This window comes from Streptomyces sp. NPDC050703 (assembly GCF_040654435.1).
Taxonomy (GTDB): Bacteria; Actinomycetota; Actinomycetes; order Streptomycetales; family Streptomycetaceae; genus Streptomyces.
Genome location: NZ_JBFAHX010000024.1, coordinates 55583 through 71743 on the forward strand (window position 1 = coordinate 55583; position 16161 = coordinate 71743).

At 73.4% G+C, this 16161-nt stretch carries 14 protein-coding genes; 5 read left to right on the plus strand and 9 right to left on the minus strand.

Going from position 1 to position 16161, the window contains the following annotated elements; translation table 11 throughout:
- Positions 1–109 precede the first annotated feature (109 nt).
- A complete protein-coding gene (locus tag AB0I16_RS22310) occupies positions 110–1606 on the plus strand; it encodes an oligopeptide:H+ symporter (protein ID WP_363251213.1) in 1497 nt (498 codons plus the stop codon).
- A gap of 216 nt (positions 1607–1822) precedes the next feature.
- Positions 1823–2668, plus strand: a complete 846-nt coding sequence (locus AB0I16_RS22315) for an alpha/beta hydrolase (protein WP_363251214.1) — start codon at positions 1823–1825, stop codon at positions 2666–2668.
- Here AB0I16_RS22315 and AB0I16_RS22320 read toward each other — a convergent pair.
- The 4 genes from AB0I16_RS22320 to AB0I16_RS22335 all read right to left on the minus strand — a co-directional run bounded on the left by AB0I16_RS22320 (position 2665) and on the right by AB0I16_RS22335 (position 5950).
- Complete coding sequence (locus AB0I16_RS22320; protein ID WP_363251273.1) at positions 2665–3819, minus strand: hypothetical protein; 1155 nt, start codon at positions 3817–3819, stop codon at positions 2665–2667. The two genes, AB0I16_RS22315 and AB0I16_RS22320, sit on opposite strands and share 4 nt — an antisense overlap.
- A 55-nt stretch (positions 3820–3874) precedes the next feature.
- A complete protein-coding gene (locus tag AB0I16_RS22325; RefSeq protein ID WP_363251215.1) occupies positions 3875–4633 on the minus strand; it encodes an LPXTG cell wall anchor domain-containing protein in 759 nt (252 codons plus the stop codon).
- 208 nt (positions 4634–4841) lie between these two features.
- Complete coding sequence (locus AB0I16_RS22330; protein ID WP_062778584.1) at positions 4842–5351, minus strand: ATP-binding protein; 510 nt, start codon at positions 5349–5351, stop codon at positions 4842–4844.
- 230 nt (positions 5352–5581) lie between these two features.
- Entirely contained in the window at positions 5582–5950 is a 369-nt protein-coding gene (locus AB0I16_RS22335) for an STAS domain-containing protein (RefSeq protein ID WP_363251216.1), read from the minus strand.
- Between the two features lie 239 nt (positions 5951–6189).
- Between AB0I16_RS22335 and AB0I16_RS22340 the strand changes: the two genes are divergently transcribed.
- The gene (locus AB0I16_RS22340; RefSeq protein ID WP_363251217.1) at positions 6190–7131 is read left to right on the plus strand and encodes an RNA polymerase sigma factor SigF; all 942 of its coding nucleotides are present in this window, start codon (positions 6190–6192) and stop codon (positions 7129–7131) included.
- A 124-nt stretch (positions 7132–7255) separates the two neighbouring features.
- Here the strand turns inward: AB0I16_RS22340 and AB0I16_RS22345 are convergent, their stop codons facing one another.
- Positions 7256–8095 (minus strand): helix-turn-helix transcriptional regulator, encoded by an 840-nt coding sequence (locus AB0I16_RS22345; RefSeq protein ID WP_363251218.1) that lies wholly within the window; start codon positions 8093–8095, stop codon positions 7256–7258.
- An 86-nt stretch (positions 8096–8181) separates the two neighbouring features.
- On the opposite strand from AB0I16_RS22345, the gene AB0I16_RS22350 reads away from it, so the two are divergent.
- The gene (locus AB0I16_RS22350) at positions 8182–9042 is read left to right on the plus strand and encodes a glucose 1-dehydrogenase (RefSeq protein ID WP_363251220.1); all 861 of its coding nucleotides are present in this window, start codon (positions 8182–8184) and stop codon (positions 9040–9042) included.
- 19 nt (positions 9043–9061) lie between these two features.
- Here AB0I16_RS22350 and hutI read toward each other — a convergent pair whose 3' ends face one another.
- The 4 genes from hutI to hutU are packed head-to-tail and all read right to left on the minus strand — an operon-like array spanning position 9062 to position 14526.
- On the minus strand, positions 9062–10234 hold the full coding sequence (hutI, locus tag AB0I16_RS22355; protein WP_363251221.1) for an imidazolonepropionase: 1173 nt from the start codon (positions 10232–10234) through the stop codon (positions 9062–9064).
- Between the two features lie 49 nt (positions 10235–10283).
- The gene (locus AB0I16_RS22360; RefSeq protein WP_363251274.1) at positions 10284–11636 is read right to left on the minus strand and encodes a formimidoylglutamate deiminase; all 1353 of its coding nucleotides are present in this window, start codon (positions 11634–11636) and stop codon (positions 10284–10286) included.
- Positions 11633–12838, minus strand: coding sequence for an allantoate amidohydrolase (locus tag AB0I16_RS22365; RefSeq protein WP_363251275.1), 1206 nt, complete (start codon positions 12836–12838; stop codon positions 11633–11635). Before AB0I16_RS22365 ends, AB0I16_RS22360 begins: the two co-directional genes overlap by 4 nt.
- Before the next feature lie 11 nt (positions 12839–12849).
- Positions 12850–14526, minus strand: coding sequence for a urocanate hydratase (gene hutU / locus AB0I16_RS22370; RefSeq protein WP_363251222.1), 1677 nt, complete (start codon positions 14524–14526; stop codon positions 12850–12852).
- A gap of 134 nt (positions 14527–14660) precedes the next feature.
- Here hutU and AB0I16_RS22375 point away from each other — a divergent pair, with 134 nt between their 5' ends.
- Positions 14661–16088, plus strand: a complete 1428-nt coding sequence (locus AB0I16_RS22375; RefSeq protein WP_363251223.1) for a diaminopimelate decarboxylase — start codon at positions 14661–14663, stop codon at positions 16086–16088.
- Positions 16089–16161: the final 73 nt, after the last annotated feature.

Genomic DNA, 16161 nt, shown 5'->3' on the forward strand with positions numbered 1-16161 from the left:
TGAACCCTCCCCCGGGCGTGGGGACGGGGTGTGCGGAACCGGTGCCGACCGCCCCCCACCGGGCGCGCTCACGCTCTGTCGCGCGTCCCGAACCCACGAGGATCGACCCATGGCGTCCAGCCTGACGAAGGACTCCGCCAGCACCCCTGGCTCCGAGAAGACCTTCTTCGGCCACCCCCGCGGACTGGCCACACTCTTCATGACCGAGATGTGGGAGCGTTACAGCTTCTACGGCATGAAGGCACTGCTCCCGCTGTACCTGATCGCGCCCGGCGGCATGGACATGAGTGCCACCACCGCGACGGCGATCTACTCCGTCTACATGTCGATGGTCTACCTGCTCGCCATGCCGGGCGGCTGGATGGCGGACCGCTTCTGGGGTCCCCGCAAGACGGTCGTCATCGGTGCCTCCGTCGTCATCCTCGGCCACATCACGCTCGCGCTGCCGAGCTCGGCCTCCTTCTTCGCCGGCCTCGCGCTCGTCGCGCTCGGCTCCGGTCTGCTGAAGGCCAACATCTCCGTGATGGTCGGCCACCTCTACAAGGGCCCGCAGGACCCGCGCCGTGACGGTGGCTTCACGCTCTTCTACATCGGCATCAACCTCGGTGCCTTCCTCGCCCCGCTGACCATCGGCACCGTCGGCGAGAACGTGAACTGGCACTTCGGCTTCGCGCTCGCCGCGGTCGGCATGGCGCTGGGCCTCGCCCAGTTCCTGCTCGGCTCGCGCCACCTGAGCGACCAGTCCAGCGTGATCTCCCAGCCCGCCACGGCCGAGCAGCGCCGCTCCGCCCTGCGCACCGGTCTGATCTGGCTGATCGTCGCCGCCGCGCTCTACACGCTGATGGGCGTCACCGGCAACTTCGCCGACTGGGCGCTGATGCCGCTGATCATCGCCGGTCTCGTCATCCCCGTCGCCGTCCTCGCCCGCATGAAGCGCGACAAGGAACTGTCGACGCTTGAGCAGTCGAAGCTCTCGGGCTACATCTGGTTCTTCGTGGTCGCCGCCGTCTTCTGGATGATCTACGACCAGAACGGCTCGACCCTGTCGATCTTCGGCAAGGGCTCGACCACGAACAACCTGCTCGGGTTCGACTTCCCGACCTCCTGGTACCAGTCGCTGAACCCGATCTTCATCATGGCGCTCGCCCCCGTGGTCGCCTCCGCCTGGCTGTGGCTGAACAAGCGGGGCAAGGAGCCGAGCACGGCCGTCAAGTTCGCCTCCAGCCTCACGCTGATCGGCATCTCCTTCGCCGTCTTCCTCATCCCGCTGATCGACACCGCCAACAACGGCGGCAAGGTCAGCCCGATGTGGCTGGTCGCGATCTACTTCATCCAGACCGTCGGCGAGCTGTGCCTCTCCCCGGTCGGCCTGTCGCTCACCACGAAGATGGCCCCGGAGAAGTACAGCGCCCAGATGATGGGTGTCTGGTTCCTCGCGGTCACCGCGGGCGACTCGGTGACGGGTCTGCTGACGTCCCCGCAGCTCAACGTGGACCTCAACAACAGCGGCGCGGTCGCCGTCGAGGCGATCATCGCGATCATCGCGGGCTTCGGCATCTGGACGTCCCGCAAGAAGGTCAAGGAACTGATGGGCTCGGTCAACTGACCTTGCCCGCGACGGCCCCCCGGGGGGGCCGCGGGAACGACGGGAGAGGGCCGCCGCACCACCGGGTGCGGCGGCCCTCTCCCGTTGTCCGGGCCGCGCGTCCGCGGCCTCCCGAAGGTCCATTCGCGCGAACATCAGCCCACCCGCTCACCCACGGCGGTGACGTGGGGGCGTTTCCCTGCCGGCCACCGCCGTCCCGGGAGGAACATCTGGCGCATGCGCCGCACCCTGCCCGTCGTCGCCCTCTGCGCGGCCCTGCTGTCCCCCGGTGTCGCCGCCGAGGCGGCCCCCGCTCCCGCCCCCGGACCGCCGTCGGGGCGCGTCTTCTCGTACGGCCCGCACGCCCGCCAGACCATCACCGTGTACGGCGGCGGGCCCGCGCGGCGCCCCGCCCTGGTGATCCTGCACGGCGGCTCGTGGGCGCGGGACACCGACTGGAGCGGCCGGGCGCGCTGGTTCGCCGCCCGGGGCTTCGCCGTCTACGACACCGACTACCGGCTGGCCTCGGACGCGGCCTGGCCCGCGCAGCGCCAGGACGTCCTCGCCGCCCTGCGGTGGGTCCGCGACAGGGAGGGCGGCGAGCGCCCCCTCGTGCTCGGCTCGTCGGCGGGCGGCCACCTGGCCGTGCAGGCGGCCACGTACGGCGCGGGCGGCTCGCGGGTCCGCGCGGTCGCCGCGCTCTCCCCCGTGGCCTCCCCGTACCGCGCGTGGCGGGACGGCGGCGCCCCCGGGGCCCCCGCGGACCGCCGGGCGCTCCGCGGGGCCGCACAGCGCCTCGCGGGCTGCCGTCCCGACCGGGCCGTCCGCCGCTGCTGGGCACGCTGGACGGACCTCGCGGCGGCGTCCCACGCCTCGCGCGGCGACGCCCCGCAGCTCCTGGTCCACTCGCGCGGTGACTTCGTGCCGCGGGCCCACTCCACCGACCTGGCCGCGGCCCTGCGCGAGGCGGGGCAACGGGACGTGCTCGTCCGCACGGTCCCTGGCTCCGCCCACGGAGGGCATCTCCTCAAGGCCCCGGGCGTGGCCAGGAACGTCCTTGAGTGGCTCCGGGGACGGGTCTAGCCCTCCCGCTCGGTCTTCCGCGGGCCGAGGAGGCCCGTCGCGCGCTCCTCCGGGTCCCTCACGGGGATCTCGGCATCCCCCGCGGAGTCCTCCGCGTCCCGTGCGGGGCCCCGCGGACCCGCGTCCGGCGTGAACCAGGGCAGGCCGGCTCGCGGGCCCCTGCCGCCGGCGCCGTGCCTGCCCCTGCTCGGCCGTGCGGCGGGCCTGCGCCGCCGCCCGGGGGAAGCCCCCCGCCGCAGGGGCCGCAGCCGGTCGACGGTCACCATGCCGACCCGGAAGACGGCCGCCGGTACGACCACGCACAGCAGCAGCCAGAAGACGGTGACGCCCCAGGGCCGGCCCACGTCCCACGGCTGCTCGGCGAGGACCTCGCCGCCGAACCGCAGCGAGACCAGGTAGTCGCCGTGCGCGCCCCCCGGGAGCTCCACCGGCAGCTCGATCCGCGCCTTCTCGCCGGGCGCCAGCGTGCCGCGCCACCGCTGCTCCTCCCACCGCGGGGCGTAGACGCCGTGGGAGGCGCCGACCCGGAAGACGGGGTCCTGGACGGGCGCCGGGCCGACGTTGCCGACCGTGAGCACGAGCGTGCGCTGCGGCGGGGCCCCGAACCAGGTCAGGAGCCCGCTCGCCCCTTCGAGGCGGGTGCCGGAGAGGACCGAGAGCCGGTCGCCCGTGGCCCCCTTCGCCAGCGGCTTCACCGGGTGGCCCGCCACCGTGAACGCGGCGTCGGCCCGCGCCTTCGCCCCCGTCACCGTGGCGACGTGGACGACGCAGGGGCAGGGCACGGGCGGCTCGGCCACCGGGAGCCTCTTGCGGAAGGCGCCGTCCTCGCCGGTGGTGACGGCGCGCCCTTCCTCGTTGGCGCAGGAGTCGGTGCCGCCGACCACGCCCCTGCCGGGCTCCGACTGCCCGCAGACCAGCATCGTCAGGAGGGCGCCGGGCCGCCACCCGGTGCCCTTGACGGTGATCGAGCCGCCCTTGCCCGCCTGCGCCGCCGAGAGCCGCACGGTCGGCCCGTCGGCCGCCGCGGCGGCGGAGCCCGGCAGCAGCGCGCAGCCGAGGCCGAGCAGCGCGAGGACGACGAGGGGCGCCACGGTGCGCGACGCGGCCCGCGCGAGGGACGGCGTGGACGGCTTCGGCGGCATCGGCGGCATCGGCGGCATCGGCGGCTCCTGGTCGGCTCGCGCGGTCCTTGCGGTGTGCGCCGGGCTACCGCGAGCGCGCCGCCTGGTTCCTGCGGGTCAGCCAGAGCGCGCCGGCCGCGCCCGCGAGCAGCACGGTGCCGCCGAGGGTGCCGAGCGCGACGGCGGAGTCCGCGGGCCCGGTCCGCGGCAGCTCCGCGTCGCCGGAGGGGGCGCTCCCGGAGCCGCTGGAGGCGTCGCTGCCGCCGGTCGCACCGGTGTCGGAGCCCGTGCCGGAGCCCGTGTCGGAGCCGGGGTCGGCGCCGTCGGAGCCGCCGCCGGCCTTCACGGTGAGTTCGAGGGACGGCTTCGGGCTGTTGGACGGCGTGCACGTGGTCGTCGTACCGAGGGCCTTGATCGTGAGGACCCCGGCCGTGAAGGTGACCTTGCCGCTCTTCTTCGGCGTGTAGGTGCCCGACAGGTCGCTGATCTTGATCGGTGTGTTCGCGGGGACCGCCTCGGCGTTCGTCGGCCCCGACACCTTCACCGTGCCGCTCTCCGCGCCGCCGAGCTCGATCACCGCACTCGGCCGCATCGCGCCCTTGCCCAGCTCGACGGGGCTGGAGGAGACGCCCTTCCGGAAGGTCATCGTGAGCTTGTAGCCGCTGCCGCTCCTGACGCTCCTGATGTCGATCGGCGACACGGCGCTCTTGTCGCCGATCGGCGTCTTGCACTGGTAGTCGACGTCCCTCACGGTGGCCTGCGCGGCGGGGGCGGCCACCAGCACCGCTGAGCCGCCGGCCAGGGCGGTGGCGAGCGCGAGCGCGGCCGTTTTCTTGTACGACACCTCGAATACCCCTCATGCCGGTCGTCGGGCGTGCCGCGGTGCGGAGTGACGCCGCATTGCTGACGGCACATCAGATTGGGCGCTCAAGGTACGCCGGTGACCTTGCCGAGGGAAGACGAAGGACGCGCCGGATCCGTGTGATCCGGCGCGCGAACGAACCGTGGGTAACAGCCGTGGCCCCGGGGCCACGGCCTCTCCGGGCGCGGGCTCAGGCGGGGGCGCCCATCTCCGCCCAGACCTTCTTGCCCGACGCCCCGGGCGTACGGACCACGCCCCAGTCGAGGCAGAGCCGCTGGACGATGAACATGCCGTGTCCGCCGGGCCGCCCCGCGCGGTGCGGGGTGCGGGGCGCGGGCTGCCCCGTGCCGCGGTCGGAGACCTCGATGCGCAGCACTTTGCCGTCGGTGGAGAGCCAGAGCTCGTCGGGCCCCTCGGCGTGCAGGCAGGCGTTGGTGACCAGCTCGGAGACGACGAGGAGCACGTCCTCCGCCGCGGCGCGCCGCTCGGCGCTCTCCGCGGGCAGCCAGCCCCAGGCGTGCAGCGCCTCGCGGGTGTAGTCACGGGCCAGCGGGACGATGCCGCTCGCCCCGTTCAGACTCAAACTGCGGACCTGGCGAGCGCCGGGCTCCCCGGAGGCACGGTCCGCGGAAGCGTCCGCGACAGCGGCCTCGGACTCCGGGCCACGGTCGCCCGGCGAGTAAGGCCGGGTGGTGCTCATCAGCGCTTCACCTCACCGACAAGAGGACTGAGGACTCTGGCCACGCAGAGGACTCGGAACGAGTAGGGACATCGGCTGCTCGCCGTTCTTACAGATGACGGATTCAGGTCTCTCCTGCCCGGCCGGACCGTGAGAACACCCACTTATTCCAGACGGTCCGTGTGACACCTATAACGCGTTGATCACACAGGGGCAACTGGTGCGTAACTTTCACGCGGGACCCGGCGGACTCAGTCCGCCAGCGCCTCGTCGAGCGTTTCGTGGACCGTGAAGACGGCCTCCGCTCCGGTGATCTCGAAGACCCGCGCCACCACCGGCAGCATCCCCGCCAGGTGGATTCCACCGCCCGCGGCCTCGGCCTTGAGGCGGGCCCCGAGCAGGACGTTGAGCCCGGTGGAGTCGCAGAACTCCAGACGCGAGCAGTCCACCACGAGCTTGGTGACGCCGTCGTCGAGGCAGCTCTCCAGAGGCTCCCGCAGGACATCGGCGGTGTGGTGATCCAGTTCGCCCGCCGGCGTCACGACGGCACTCGTCCCCGTCTTCTTCACTTCGACCAGAAGCCGGCCCATGTGCGCACTGCCGACCGTGCCGCGGTCCATCCGAAACTCTCTTCCGCCCCGTCGTACCTGGTTGATGACGTCCCCGAACATTACGCCCTCGCCGCGCTTTGGGGTACCCGAACATCCTCCAGAATTCCGACATTTCACCTCAGAACGCACTTGCGACCGGAGAGTGGATGCGGGTAGGGGTAGAAGAGACATCAATCGACACGGACGGCTTTGGAGGCGCCGCACACCGCAGTGCACGTATTGGCATCGGCAGCCATATGCCGAGAACGATGGAGGACACCATGTCACCCCGGCTCGACGAATCGCATACTGACCAAGCGACGTCGACAACCCTGCCGCACCACTCCGCCACCGTGATCCCGGGCCCCGCCCCCGAGTCCGCCCAGGCTCAGGACGCCCTCGGAGGTCTGCGCGACCTCCCCGAGATCCCGCCGTACGACGAAGTGGCGCCGCTGGACGCGAGGGCCCTGTCCAAGACCCTCTTCGAGCGTCTGGAGACGCTTGAGGAAGGCACGCACGAACACGCTTATGTCCGCAACACCCTGGTCGAACTCAACCTCGCCCTGGTGAAGTTCGCGGCCTCCCGGTTCCGCTCCCGCAGCGAGCCGATGGAGGACATCATCCAGGTCGGCACGATCGGCCTCATCAAGGCCATCGACCGCTTCGAGCTCAGCCGTGGTGTGGAGTTCCCCACGTTCGCGATGCCGACGATCGTCGGTGAGGTCAAGCGCTTCTTCCGTGACACCAGCTGGTCGGTACGCGTCCCGCGCCGCCTGCAGGAGCTCCGGCTCGACCTGGCCAAGGCGGGCGACGAACTCGCCCAGCAGCTCGACCGCGCCCCCACGGTGAGCGAACTCGCCACCCGCCTCGGCATCACCAATGACGAGGTCATCGAGGGCATGGCCGCGTCCAACGCCTACACGGCGAGCTCCCTGGACGCCCAGCCGGAGGAGGACGACTCCGAGGGCGCGCTCACGGACCGCATCGGCTACGAGGACCACGGCCTCGAAGGCATCGAGTACATCGAGTCGCTGAAGCCGCTGATCGCCGAGCTGCCGCCGCGCGAGCGCAAGATCCTCTCCCTCCGCTTCGTCGCCAACATGACGCAGTCGGAGATCGGCGAGGAGCTCGGCATATCGCAGATGCACGTCTCGCGCCTGCTCTCGCGCACGCTCGTCAAGCTCCGCAAGGGCCTGACGGTGGAGGAGTAGGCCGCACTCCCCTCGGCTCCGCTCCGAAGGGCCCGCCCGTGATCGACCACTGACACGGGCGGGCCCTTCGACGACGGCAGCCACGGCTGACGGCTCCCCCTCTCGGAGCCCTCCCCTCAGCCCCTCAGCCAGGGACGTCCATCCGTTGGGTGCCGATCACCGACAGGAGGCGCAGCGCCTCCGCCGCGGGGGTGCCGGGGGTGGCCGTGTAGAGGAAGACCCGCTGGTCGCTGTCCTTGATGTCCAGGACGTCGCAGTGGACCGCTATCGGGCCCACCTGCGGGTGGTCGAACGTGCGGCAGAGGACGGGGCGGGCGGCCACCTCGTGGGCGGCCCAGAGGCAGGCGAACTCCTCGCTGCCGGCCAGCAGGTCGGCCACCAGCGAGGTCACCTCCGGATCGGCGGGGTAGCGGGCCGCCACGGCGCGCAGGTGCTGGGCCGCGTTGCGGGCGAACGTGTCCGCGTCCGACGCCCCGTACAGCGGGGAGCCGGCCAGGAAGTGGCGCCGGACGAGGTTCCTGTCGCGGCGCGGGAGGGCGGAGAAGTCCTCCAGGAGGGCGGCGGCCAGCGGATTCCAGGCGATGACCTCGTACGTCGCCGACACCACCACCGCCGCCGCGTCGGGCAGGCGGTTCAGGAGGTCGACGATGCTCTGCCTGACCTCGCGCGACGGTCCGGGCGGCGGCGCGGGCGGCGTACCGGCGAGGTGGTGCAGGTGGTCGCGCTCGGCGTCCGACAGGCGCAGGGCGCGCGCCAGCTGGGCCAGCACCTCGCGGGAGGGGTGCGGCGCGCGGGCCTGTTCGAGGCGCGTGTAGTACTCCGTCGAGATGAAGGCCAGCTGCGCCACCTCCTCGCGGCGCAGGCCCGGCGTGCGGCGGCGCGGGCCCGCGGGCAGGCCCACGTCGGCGGGGCGGATGCGCTCGCGTCTGCCGCGGAGGAAGCCGGCCAGCTCTTGTCGGTTCACCCGTCCAGTGTGCGGGGCGGTCCTGCGCCCAGCCAGGTACCGGTGGTGCCTGGCTGGGCCTGCGGGGCGGGCGCAGGCTCTTCGGCATGGATCTCAGCAACGCCGACAACACCGACAACGACGGCAACGACAGCCACAACAGCCATGACAGGAATGGCAGCAACGACGGCAGCGCCGGTGGCACCGGCCCCGGCCTCCTCGCCGGCAAGGTCGCCTTCGTCTCCGGGGCCGGGCGCGGCATCGGGGCCGCGGCGGCACGGCTGTTCGCCCGGGAGGGGGCCCGCGTCCTGCTCGCGGCGCGGACGGAGGAGCAGTTGAAGGCCGTGGCCGAGGGGATTCGCGCGGACGGGGGCGTCGCGGAGTACGCCGTGTGCGACCTCGGTGACGGCGACAGCGTCCGGCGGGCCGTCGGGCGGGCCGTGGAGACGTACGGGCGGCTCGACGTCGCCTTCAACAACGGCGCTACGGGGCAGCCGCCGGGGCCGATGGACGAGCTGTCCGAGGCCGACTTCGAACGCCTCTGCGCCGTGAACCTCAAGGGGCCGTGGCTGGCCATGAACGCCCAGGTCGCCGCGTTCCGCGCCACGGCGGGGCGGGGCGCCATCGTCAACACCTCCAGCGTCGGCGGCCTCGTCGCCAACCCCGCGCTGCCCGTCTACGGGGCCACGAAGCGGGCGGTCGACAGCCTCACCGCGTCCGCCGCCGCCACGTACGGCCCCGAGGGCATCCGCGTCAACGCCGTCGCGCCCGGCACCACGCTCACCGAGATGCTGAAGGAGTGGGACGCCGAGTCGCCCGGGACCATCGACCACCTCAACTCCCAGACGCCGCTGGGGCGCGCCGCCGACCCGGACGAGATCGCGCAGGCCGCCGCGTGGCTGCTGAGTGACCGTGCCTCGTACGTCACGGGCACGGTCCTCCGCGTCGACGGCGGCATGTGGGCCTGAGAGCCCGTGTGGCCGCCCGTCAGTTCACGCGTGCGCCCCGGCGCCAGACCTCGGCGATCAGCGGGACGCCCGGGCGGTAGGCCAGGTGGACGTGGCTGGGGGCGTCGAGGAGTGCCAGGTCGGCGCGGGCGCCCTCGCGCAGGACGCCGATGTCCGTGCGGCGCAGCGCCGACGCGCCGCCCGCCGTGGCCGACCAGACCGCCTCGTCGGGGGTCATGCCCATGTCCCGTACGGCGAGCGCGATGCAGAAGGGGACGGACGACGTGAACGACGAGCCCGGGTTGCAGTCCGTGGAGAGCGCCACCGTGGCGCCCGCGTCGAGGAGGCGGCGGGCGTCCGGCCACTCCGCCCGCGTCGAGAACTCCGCGCCGGGGAGCAGCGTCGCCACCGTGCCGCCCTGGGCCAGGGCGTCCACGTCCGCGTCCGTCAGGTGCGTGCAGTGGTCGGCACTCGCCGCGTCCAGCTCGACGGCGAGCTGGACCCCGGGACCGTACGAGAGCTGGTTCGCGTGGATGCGGGGGTGCAGTCCCTTCGCCCTGCCCGCCGTCAGGATGGCGCGGGCCTGGTCGCCGTCGAAGGCGCCCTTCTCGCAGAAGACGTCGATCCAGCGGGCGTGCGGGGCGCAGGCGTCCAGCATCTCGCCGGTGACCAGGTCCACGTAGGCGGCGGGGTCGTCGGCGCAGTCGGGCGGGACGATGTGGGCGCCGAGGAACGTGACCTCGTCCGTGTGCCGCGCCGCGATGCGGAGAGCCCTGGCCTCGTCCTCCGTCGTCAGGCCGTAGCCCGACTTCGTCTCGAACGTGGTGGTGCCCTGGCGGAGGGCTTCGGCGAGGTAGTGCGCGACGTTCGCCTCCAGCTCGGCGTCCGTGGCCGCGCGGGTCGCCGCCACCGTGGTGCGGATGCCGCCCGCCGAGTACGGGCGGCCCGACATGCGGGCGTTGAACTCCTGGGTGCGGTCGCCCGCGAAGACCAGGTGCGAGTGGGAGTCCACGAAGCCGGGGATGGCGGCGCGGTTCTCCGCGTCGTGCCTCGTGTCCGCCGCCGGGGCCTCGGCCGCCGGGCCCACCCAGGCGACGGTCTCGCCGTCGAGGACGACGGCGGCGTCCGTCAGGAGGCCCAGGGGGCCTCCGTCGCCCTGGGCGGGGTCGTTGGTGACGAGGCCGGCGATGTTCGTGATCAGTGTGGTCGTCATGGTTGCTCCGGGTGGGGGCGAGGGGGCGGGCGGCGCCGGGCGGGTGCGGTCAGTCTCGTAGCGCCGCGATCGCCTCCGCCAGGGCCGACGCGACGTCCGGGACCAGGGTGTGGACGCCGTCCCGTACGATCTGGCGGCCGCCGGTGACGACGTGCCTGACGTCCGCCGCCGTGGCCGCGAAGACCGCCGTCTCGGCCGCCAGGCGGGGGACGGGGCCCGCCGTGCGGACCGAGTCGAGGGCGATCGTGGTGAGGTCGGCCCGGGCGCCCGGCTCGATGGCGCCCGCGTCCGGCCAGCCCAGCGCCGCGTGGCCGTCGGCCGTCGCCGCGCGCAGCAGCGCCGCCGCCGTCCAGTGGCCCCGCGTATGCGAGCGGAGGCGTTCGTTCAGCTCCATGGCCCGCGCCTCCTCCAGGAGGTCGATGACCGCGTGGCTGTCGCTGCCCAGGGAGAGCGGGCTGCCCTCGCGCTGGAGGGCGAGGGCGGGGCCGATGCCGTCCGCCAGGTCGCGTTCCGTCGTCGGGCACATGCACGTGCCCGTCGTGGAGCCGCCGAGCAGGCCGATGTCCTCCGGCGTGAGGTGGGTGTTGTGGACGCCCGTCGTGCGCGGACCGAGGACGCCGTGGTCGGCGAGCAGCTGTGTCGGCGTGCAGCCGTGCACCGCGAGGCACGCCTCGTTCTCGGCCTTCTGCTCCGAGAGGTGGACGTGGAGCGGGGCCCCGCGGTCCGCGGCCCAGCGCGCCACCGTGGCCAGCTGGGCCGCGGGGACCGCGCGGACCGAGTGGACGGCCGCGCCGATCCGGGCGTGGTCGCGGTCCTTCAGCGCCGACACCCGCTCCGCCCACGCCTGGGCCGTACCGTCGGAGAAGCGGAGCTGGTGGCGGTCGGGTGCCTTGCCCCGTTCCGCGCTGAGCAGGCCCGACGCCACGTACGCCGTGTCCAGGAGCGTGATGCGCACGCCCGCGTCGGCCGCGGCCTGGATCAGGGCCTCGCCCATCGCGTTCGGGTCGGCGTACGGGGTGCCGCCGGGGGCGTGGTGGAGGTAGTGGAACTCGCCCACCGCCGTGACGCCGGCCAGCGCCATCTCCGCGTACACCGCGCGGGCCAGCGCGTGGTAGGTCTCCGGGGTCAGGCGGTCCGCCACCCCGTACATGACCTCCCGCCAGGTCCAGAACGTGCCCGAACCGACCTGGACGGTGCCGCGCAGGGCGCGGTGGAACGCGTGGCTGTGCGCGTTCGCGAGGCCGGGCAGGGTCAGGCCGCGCAGGACCGTCACGCCGGGCGGGGGCGCGCCGGTGTCCGCGCGGACCGCCGTGATCCTGCCGTCCGCCACGTCCACCGCCACGCCCGGCTCCACATGCGTGCCGAGCCAGGCGTGTTCCAGCCAGTACGTGTCCGTCGTCACCTGCACGCCAGCCCTTCCAGTACGTCGGCGAGTGCGGTCACCCCGGCCACGCAGTCGTCCTCGGCGGCGAACTCCGCCGGGGAGTGCGAGACGCCCGTGGGGTTCCGTACGAACAGCATGGCGGTGGGGATGGAGGCGGACAAAATGCCCGCGTCGTGTCCCGCGCCCGTGCCGAGGACCGGGACCGGCCGGTCGTGGCGGTCCCCGCCGAGGATCGCGGCCAGCTCGCCGCGCAGCGCGTGGCCGAACTCCACGACCGGCGTGAAGGACTCGCGCACGACGTCCAGGTCGACGCCGTGGCGGTCCGCGTACTCGCGTGCCGCCTTCTCGATGCCGGTGATCACCGCGTCCAGCGTCTCCTGGTCGGCCGCGCGGGAGTCCAGCCAGCCGCGCACGAGCGACGGGATGGCGTTGACGCCGTTCGGTTCGACGGACACCTTGCCGAAGGTGGCCAGCGCGCCCGTCAGCTCGGCCTCGCGGCGGGCGGCGACGACCGTCTCCGCGTACGTCAGCATCGGGTCCCTGCGGTCGGCCAGACGGGTCGTGCCCGCGTGGTTGGCCTCGCCCCGGAAGTCGTAGCGCCAGCGGCCGTGGGGCCAGATGGCGGAGGCGATGCCGACCGGGTCGCCGGTCAGGTCGAGGGCCCTGCCCTGCTCGACGTGGAGTTCCACGAAGGCGCCGATGCGGGAGAGGCGCTCCGGGTCGGGGCCGATGCCGTCCGGGTCGTGGCCCGCCGCCTCCATGGCCCGCGGGAGCGTGACGCCCTCGCCGTCCGTCAGCTTGTGCGCGGCCTCGACGGTGAGCTGTCCGGCCGTCAGCCGTGAGCCGACGCAGGCGAGGCCGAAGCGGGCGCCCTCCTCGTCGGCGAAGTTGACGATCGCGAGGGGCCTGGTGGGCTCCGCCCCGCGGGCGCGCAGCTCGTCCAGGGCCGCGAAGGAGGAGACGACGCCGAGGGGCCCGTCGTACGCGCCGCCGTCGGGGACGGAGTCCAGGTGGGAGCCGGTGACCACCGCGTCGCCCGCCGCCGGGTCGCCGAGCCAGGCCCACTGGTTGCCGTTGCGGTCGAGTTCGTGGGTCAGGCCGCGGGACTCGGCCTGCTGCTCGAACCAGGCCCGGCAGTCGGTGTCCGCCGGGGTCCAGGCGTAGCGGCGGTAGCCGCCCGAGGCGGCGTCCCTGCCCAGCGGGGCGAGGTCCCGCCACATCTGGTGGAACGTCACGCGTCGCCCTCCCGCATGGGGACGCGTACGCCGCGCTCGTCGGCGACCGTCTCCGCGATGTCGTACCCCGCGTCGACGTGCCGGATCACGCCCATGCCGGGGTCGTTGGTCAGGACCCGGCGGATCTTCTCGCCCGCGAGCTTCGTGCCGTCGGCCACGGAGACCTGGCCCGCGTGGATCGAGCGGCCCATGCCGACGCCGCCGCCGTGGTGCAGGGAGACCCAGCTCGCGCCGGACGCGACGTTCACCATGGCGTTCAGGAGGGGCCAGTCGGCGATGGCGTCGGAGCCGTCGAGCATGGCCTCCGTCTCGCGGTACGGGGAGGCCACCGAGCCGCAGTCCAGGTGGTCGCGGCCGATCGCGAGGGGGGCCTGGAGCTCGCCGGAGGCCACCATGTCGTTGAAGCGCTCGCCGGCGCGCTCGCGCTCGCCGTAGCCGAGCCAGCAGATGCGGGCGGGCAGGCCCTGGAAGTGGACCCGCTCCCCGGCCATCTTGATCCAGCGGTGGAGGGACGCGTTGTGGGCGGAGTCGGCCTCCGGGAAGAGGTCGAGGATCGCCTTGTCGGTCTTGTGGATGTCCGAGGCCTCGCCGGACAGCGCCGCCCAGCGGAAGGGGCCCTTGCCCTCGCAGAAGAGCGGGCGGATGTAGGCGGGGACGAAGCCGGGGAAGTCGAAGGCGCGGCCGTAGCCCGCCAGTTGTGCCTCGCCGCGGATCGAGTTGCCGTAGTCGAAGACCTCGGCGCCCGCGTCCATGAAGCCGACCATGGCCTCCACGTGCTGGGCCATGGACGCGCGGGCGCGGGCCGTGAACCCTGCCGGGTCCTTCGCCGCGTACGCCGCCATGTCGTCGAAGTCGACGCCCGTCGGCAGGTACGCGAGGGGGTCGTGGGCGGAGGTCTGGTCCGTCACGATGTCGATCGGCGCGCCCTCGGCGAGCATCCGCGGGAGCAGGTCCGCCGCGTTGCCGAGGAGGCCGATGGAGAGGGGGCGGCGGGCGTCGCGGGCCTCGGTGGCGAGCTGGAGCGCGTGCTCCGGGGAGTCCGCCCGCACGTCCAGGTACTTGTGCTCGATGCGGCGCTCGATGGCGCGCGGGTCGCAGTCGACGCAGATCGCCACGCCGTCGTTCATGGTGACGGCGAGCGGCTGGGCGCCGCCCATGCCGCCGAGCCCCGCGGTGAGGGTGATGGTGCCGGCCAGCGTGCCGCCGAACTTCTTCGCGGCGACCGCGGCGAACGTCTCGTAGGTGCCCTGGAGGATGCCCTGCGTGCCGATGTAGATCCAGGAGCCCGCGGTCATCTGGCCGTACATCGTGAGGCCGAGCTGTTCGAGGCGGCGGAACTCCTCCCAGTTCGCCCAGTCGCCGACCAGGTTGGAGTTGGCGATCAGGACGCGCGGCGCCCACTCGTGGGTCTGCATGACGCCGACGGGGCGGCCCGACTGGACGAGCATCGTCTCGTCCTGCTTCAGGGTCCTCAGCGTGCGCACCATCGCGTCGAAGGAGCGCCAGTCGCGGGCCGCCTTGCCGGTGCCGCCGTAGACGACGAGCTTGTCGGGGTGTTCGGCGACCTCGGGGTCGAGGTTGTTCTGCAGCATCCGGAGGGCGGCTTCCTGCTGCCATCCCAGGGCGCTCAGTTCCGTGCCGCGCGGTGCCCGTACGGGGCGGGGTCCTGACATGGGCGGTGCCTCCTCGCGTCATCCCTCTGCAATCTTGTTATTCACATCCTGATGTGCTGAATAGAGCTAGTCAATAGCGAACGAATGCACGAGTACGGCAGCGGGGCCGCGGCCCGGGTGATTGGCTGGATCGCATGGATCGCAGGGATCACGTGGAACAGCGGGAGCGGGAGCACGGGGCCGGCGAGGGGCGGGACCGGGCCGACGACGAGACGCGGGACCTCCGTTCGGGAGCCGCCGCCGCGGCCCGGCGCGACCTCGCCGTCCGCGCCGCCGTCGACCGGGGCATCGTCTCGCCCGCCGCCCCCGTCGCGGGCCTCCTCGACATCGCCGGCATCCGCGCGAGCGCCGCGGCCCTGCGCTCCGCCTTCGAGGCGGTCACCCCGCGCGGGACGCCCGTCCTGCACGCCTTCGCCGTCAAGGCCACGCCGCTCGTGCCGGTCCTGCGGCTGCTGCGCGCGGCGGGGATCGGCGCCGAGGTGGCGAGCCCCGGCGAACTGGCGCTCGCGCGGGCCGCGGGCGTCGCGCCCGCCGACACCGTGCTCGACTCGCCCGCCAAGACCCCGGCCGAGCTGCGCCAGGCCCTCGCGCTCGGCATCGCCGTCAACGCCGACAACCCCCAGGAACTGGCCCGCGTCGACGCCCTGATCCAGTCGGCGCCCACCTCCTCCCCCATCGGCCTGCGCGTCAACTCCCAGATCGGCGGCGGCTCGATCGGGGCCCTGTCGACGGCGACGGCGACCTCCAAGTTCGGTGTGCCGCTGCGGGACGAGGGTGCCAGGGAGTGGGTGGTCCAGGCGTATCTGGACCGCCCGTGGCTGACCCGGCTGCACGCCCACTCCGGCTCCCAGGGCATGCCCCTGGAGATGATGGTGCGCGGGGTCGCGGCCACGTACGAACTGGCCGAGGAGATCAACGCGCGCGTCGGGCGCCGGCAGATCGACACCATCGACATCGGCGGCGGCCTCGCCGTCAACTTCGGCTCCGACGAGGAGACCCCGACCCACGCGCAGTACGCGCGCCGCCTCAAGGCCCGGGTGCCGGGACTGCTCGACGGGCGGTACGGCCTGGTCACCGAGTTCGGCAGGTCGCTGCTCGCCAAGCACGGCACGCTCCTCGCCCGCGTCGAGTACACGAAGGAGGCGGGCGGCAGGCCCATCGCGGTGACGCACGCGGGCGTGCAGGTGGCGACACGGACGGTGTACGCGCCCGCGTCGTGGCCGCTGCGGATCGCCGCGTACGACGGCGAGGGGCACCCCAAGAGGGGCGCGACCGTCGGCCAGGACGTCGCGGGCCCCGCCTGCTTCGCGGGCGACCTGCTCGCCGAGAACCGGCCGCTGCCGCCGCTCGCGCCGGGCGACCACGTCGCCGCCCTCGACACCGGCGCCTACTACTTCGCCCAGCACTACTCCTACAACAGCCTCAACAGGCCCGGCGTGCACGGCTTCACCACGTACGACGGCAAGGTCCGCTTCGCCACCGCGCGCGCGCCGCAGACGCTCGACGAGATCGTGGCGGAGGCGGGCGGGGGGCCGGAGCGCGACGCCCTGCGGCACCTCTGAGCCGGTGACCGCGCGGAGCCGCCCGCGAAGGCTCTGGGCTTGCTCAACTCGCGCATAGTGACGTGCGTCACGG

Bases quoted from the DNA above. Each gene is read 5' to 3' on its own strand.
- AB0I16_RS22315 (WP_363251214.1), top strand. From the start codon at position 1,823: ATGCGCCGCACCCTGCCCGTCGTCGCCCTCTGCGCGGCCCTGCTGTCC.
- AB0I16_RS22310 (WP_363251213.1), top strand. From the start codon at position 110: ATGGCGTCCAGCCTGACGAAGGACTCCGCCAGCACCCCTGGCTCCGAG.
- hutI (WP_363251221.1), bottom strand. From the start codon at position 10,234: ATGACGACCACACTGATCACGAACATCGCCGGCCTCGTCACCAACGAC.
- AB0I16_RS22375 (WP_363251223.1), top strand. From the start codon at position 14,661: ATGGATCGCAGGGATCACGTGGAACAGCGGGAGCGGGAGCACGGGGCC.
- AB0I16_RS22320 (WP_363251273.1), bottom strand. From the start codon at position 3,819: ATGCCGCCGATGCCGCCGAAGCCGTCCACGCCGTCCCTCGCGCGGGCC.
- AB0I16_RS22330 (WP_062778584.1), bottom strand. From the start codon at position 5,351: ATGAGCACCACCCGGCCTTACTCGCCGGGCGACCGTGGCCCGGAGTCC.
- AB0I16_RS22350 (WP_363251220.1), top strand. From the start codon at position 8,182: ATGGATCTCAGCAACGCCGACAACACCGACAACGACGGCAACGACAGC.
- AB0I16_RS22340 (WP_363251217.1), top strand. From the start codon at position 6,190: ATGGAGGACACCATGTCACCCCGGCTCGACGAATCGCATACTGACCAA.
- AB0I16_RS22365 (WP_363251275.1), bottom strand. From the start codon at position 12,838: ATGTGGCGGGACCTCGCCCCGCTGGGCAGGGACGCCGCCTCGGGCGGC.
- AB0I16_RS22335 (WP_363251216.1), bottom strand. From the start codon at position 5,950: ATGGACCGCGGCACGGTCGGCAGTGCGCACATGGGCCGGCTTCTGGTC.
- hutU (WP_363251222.1), bottom strand. From the start codon at position 14,526: ATGTCAGGACCCCGCCCCGTACGGGCACCGCGCGGCACGGAACTGAGC.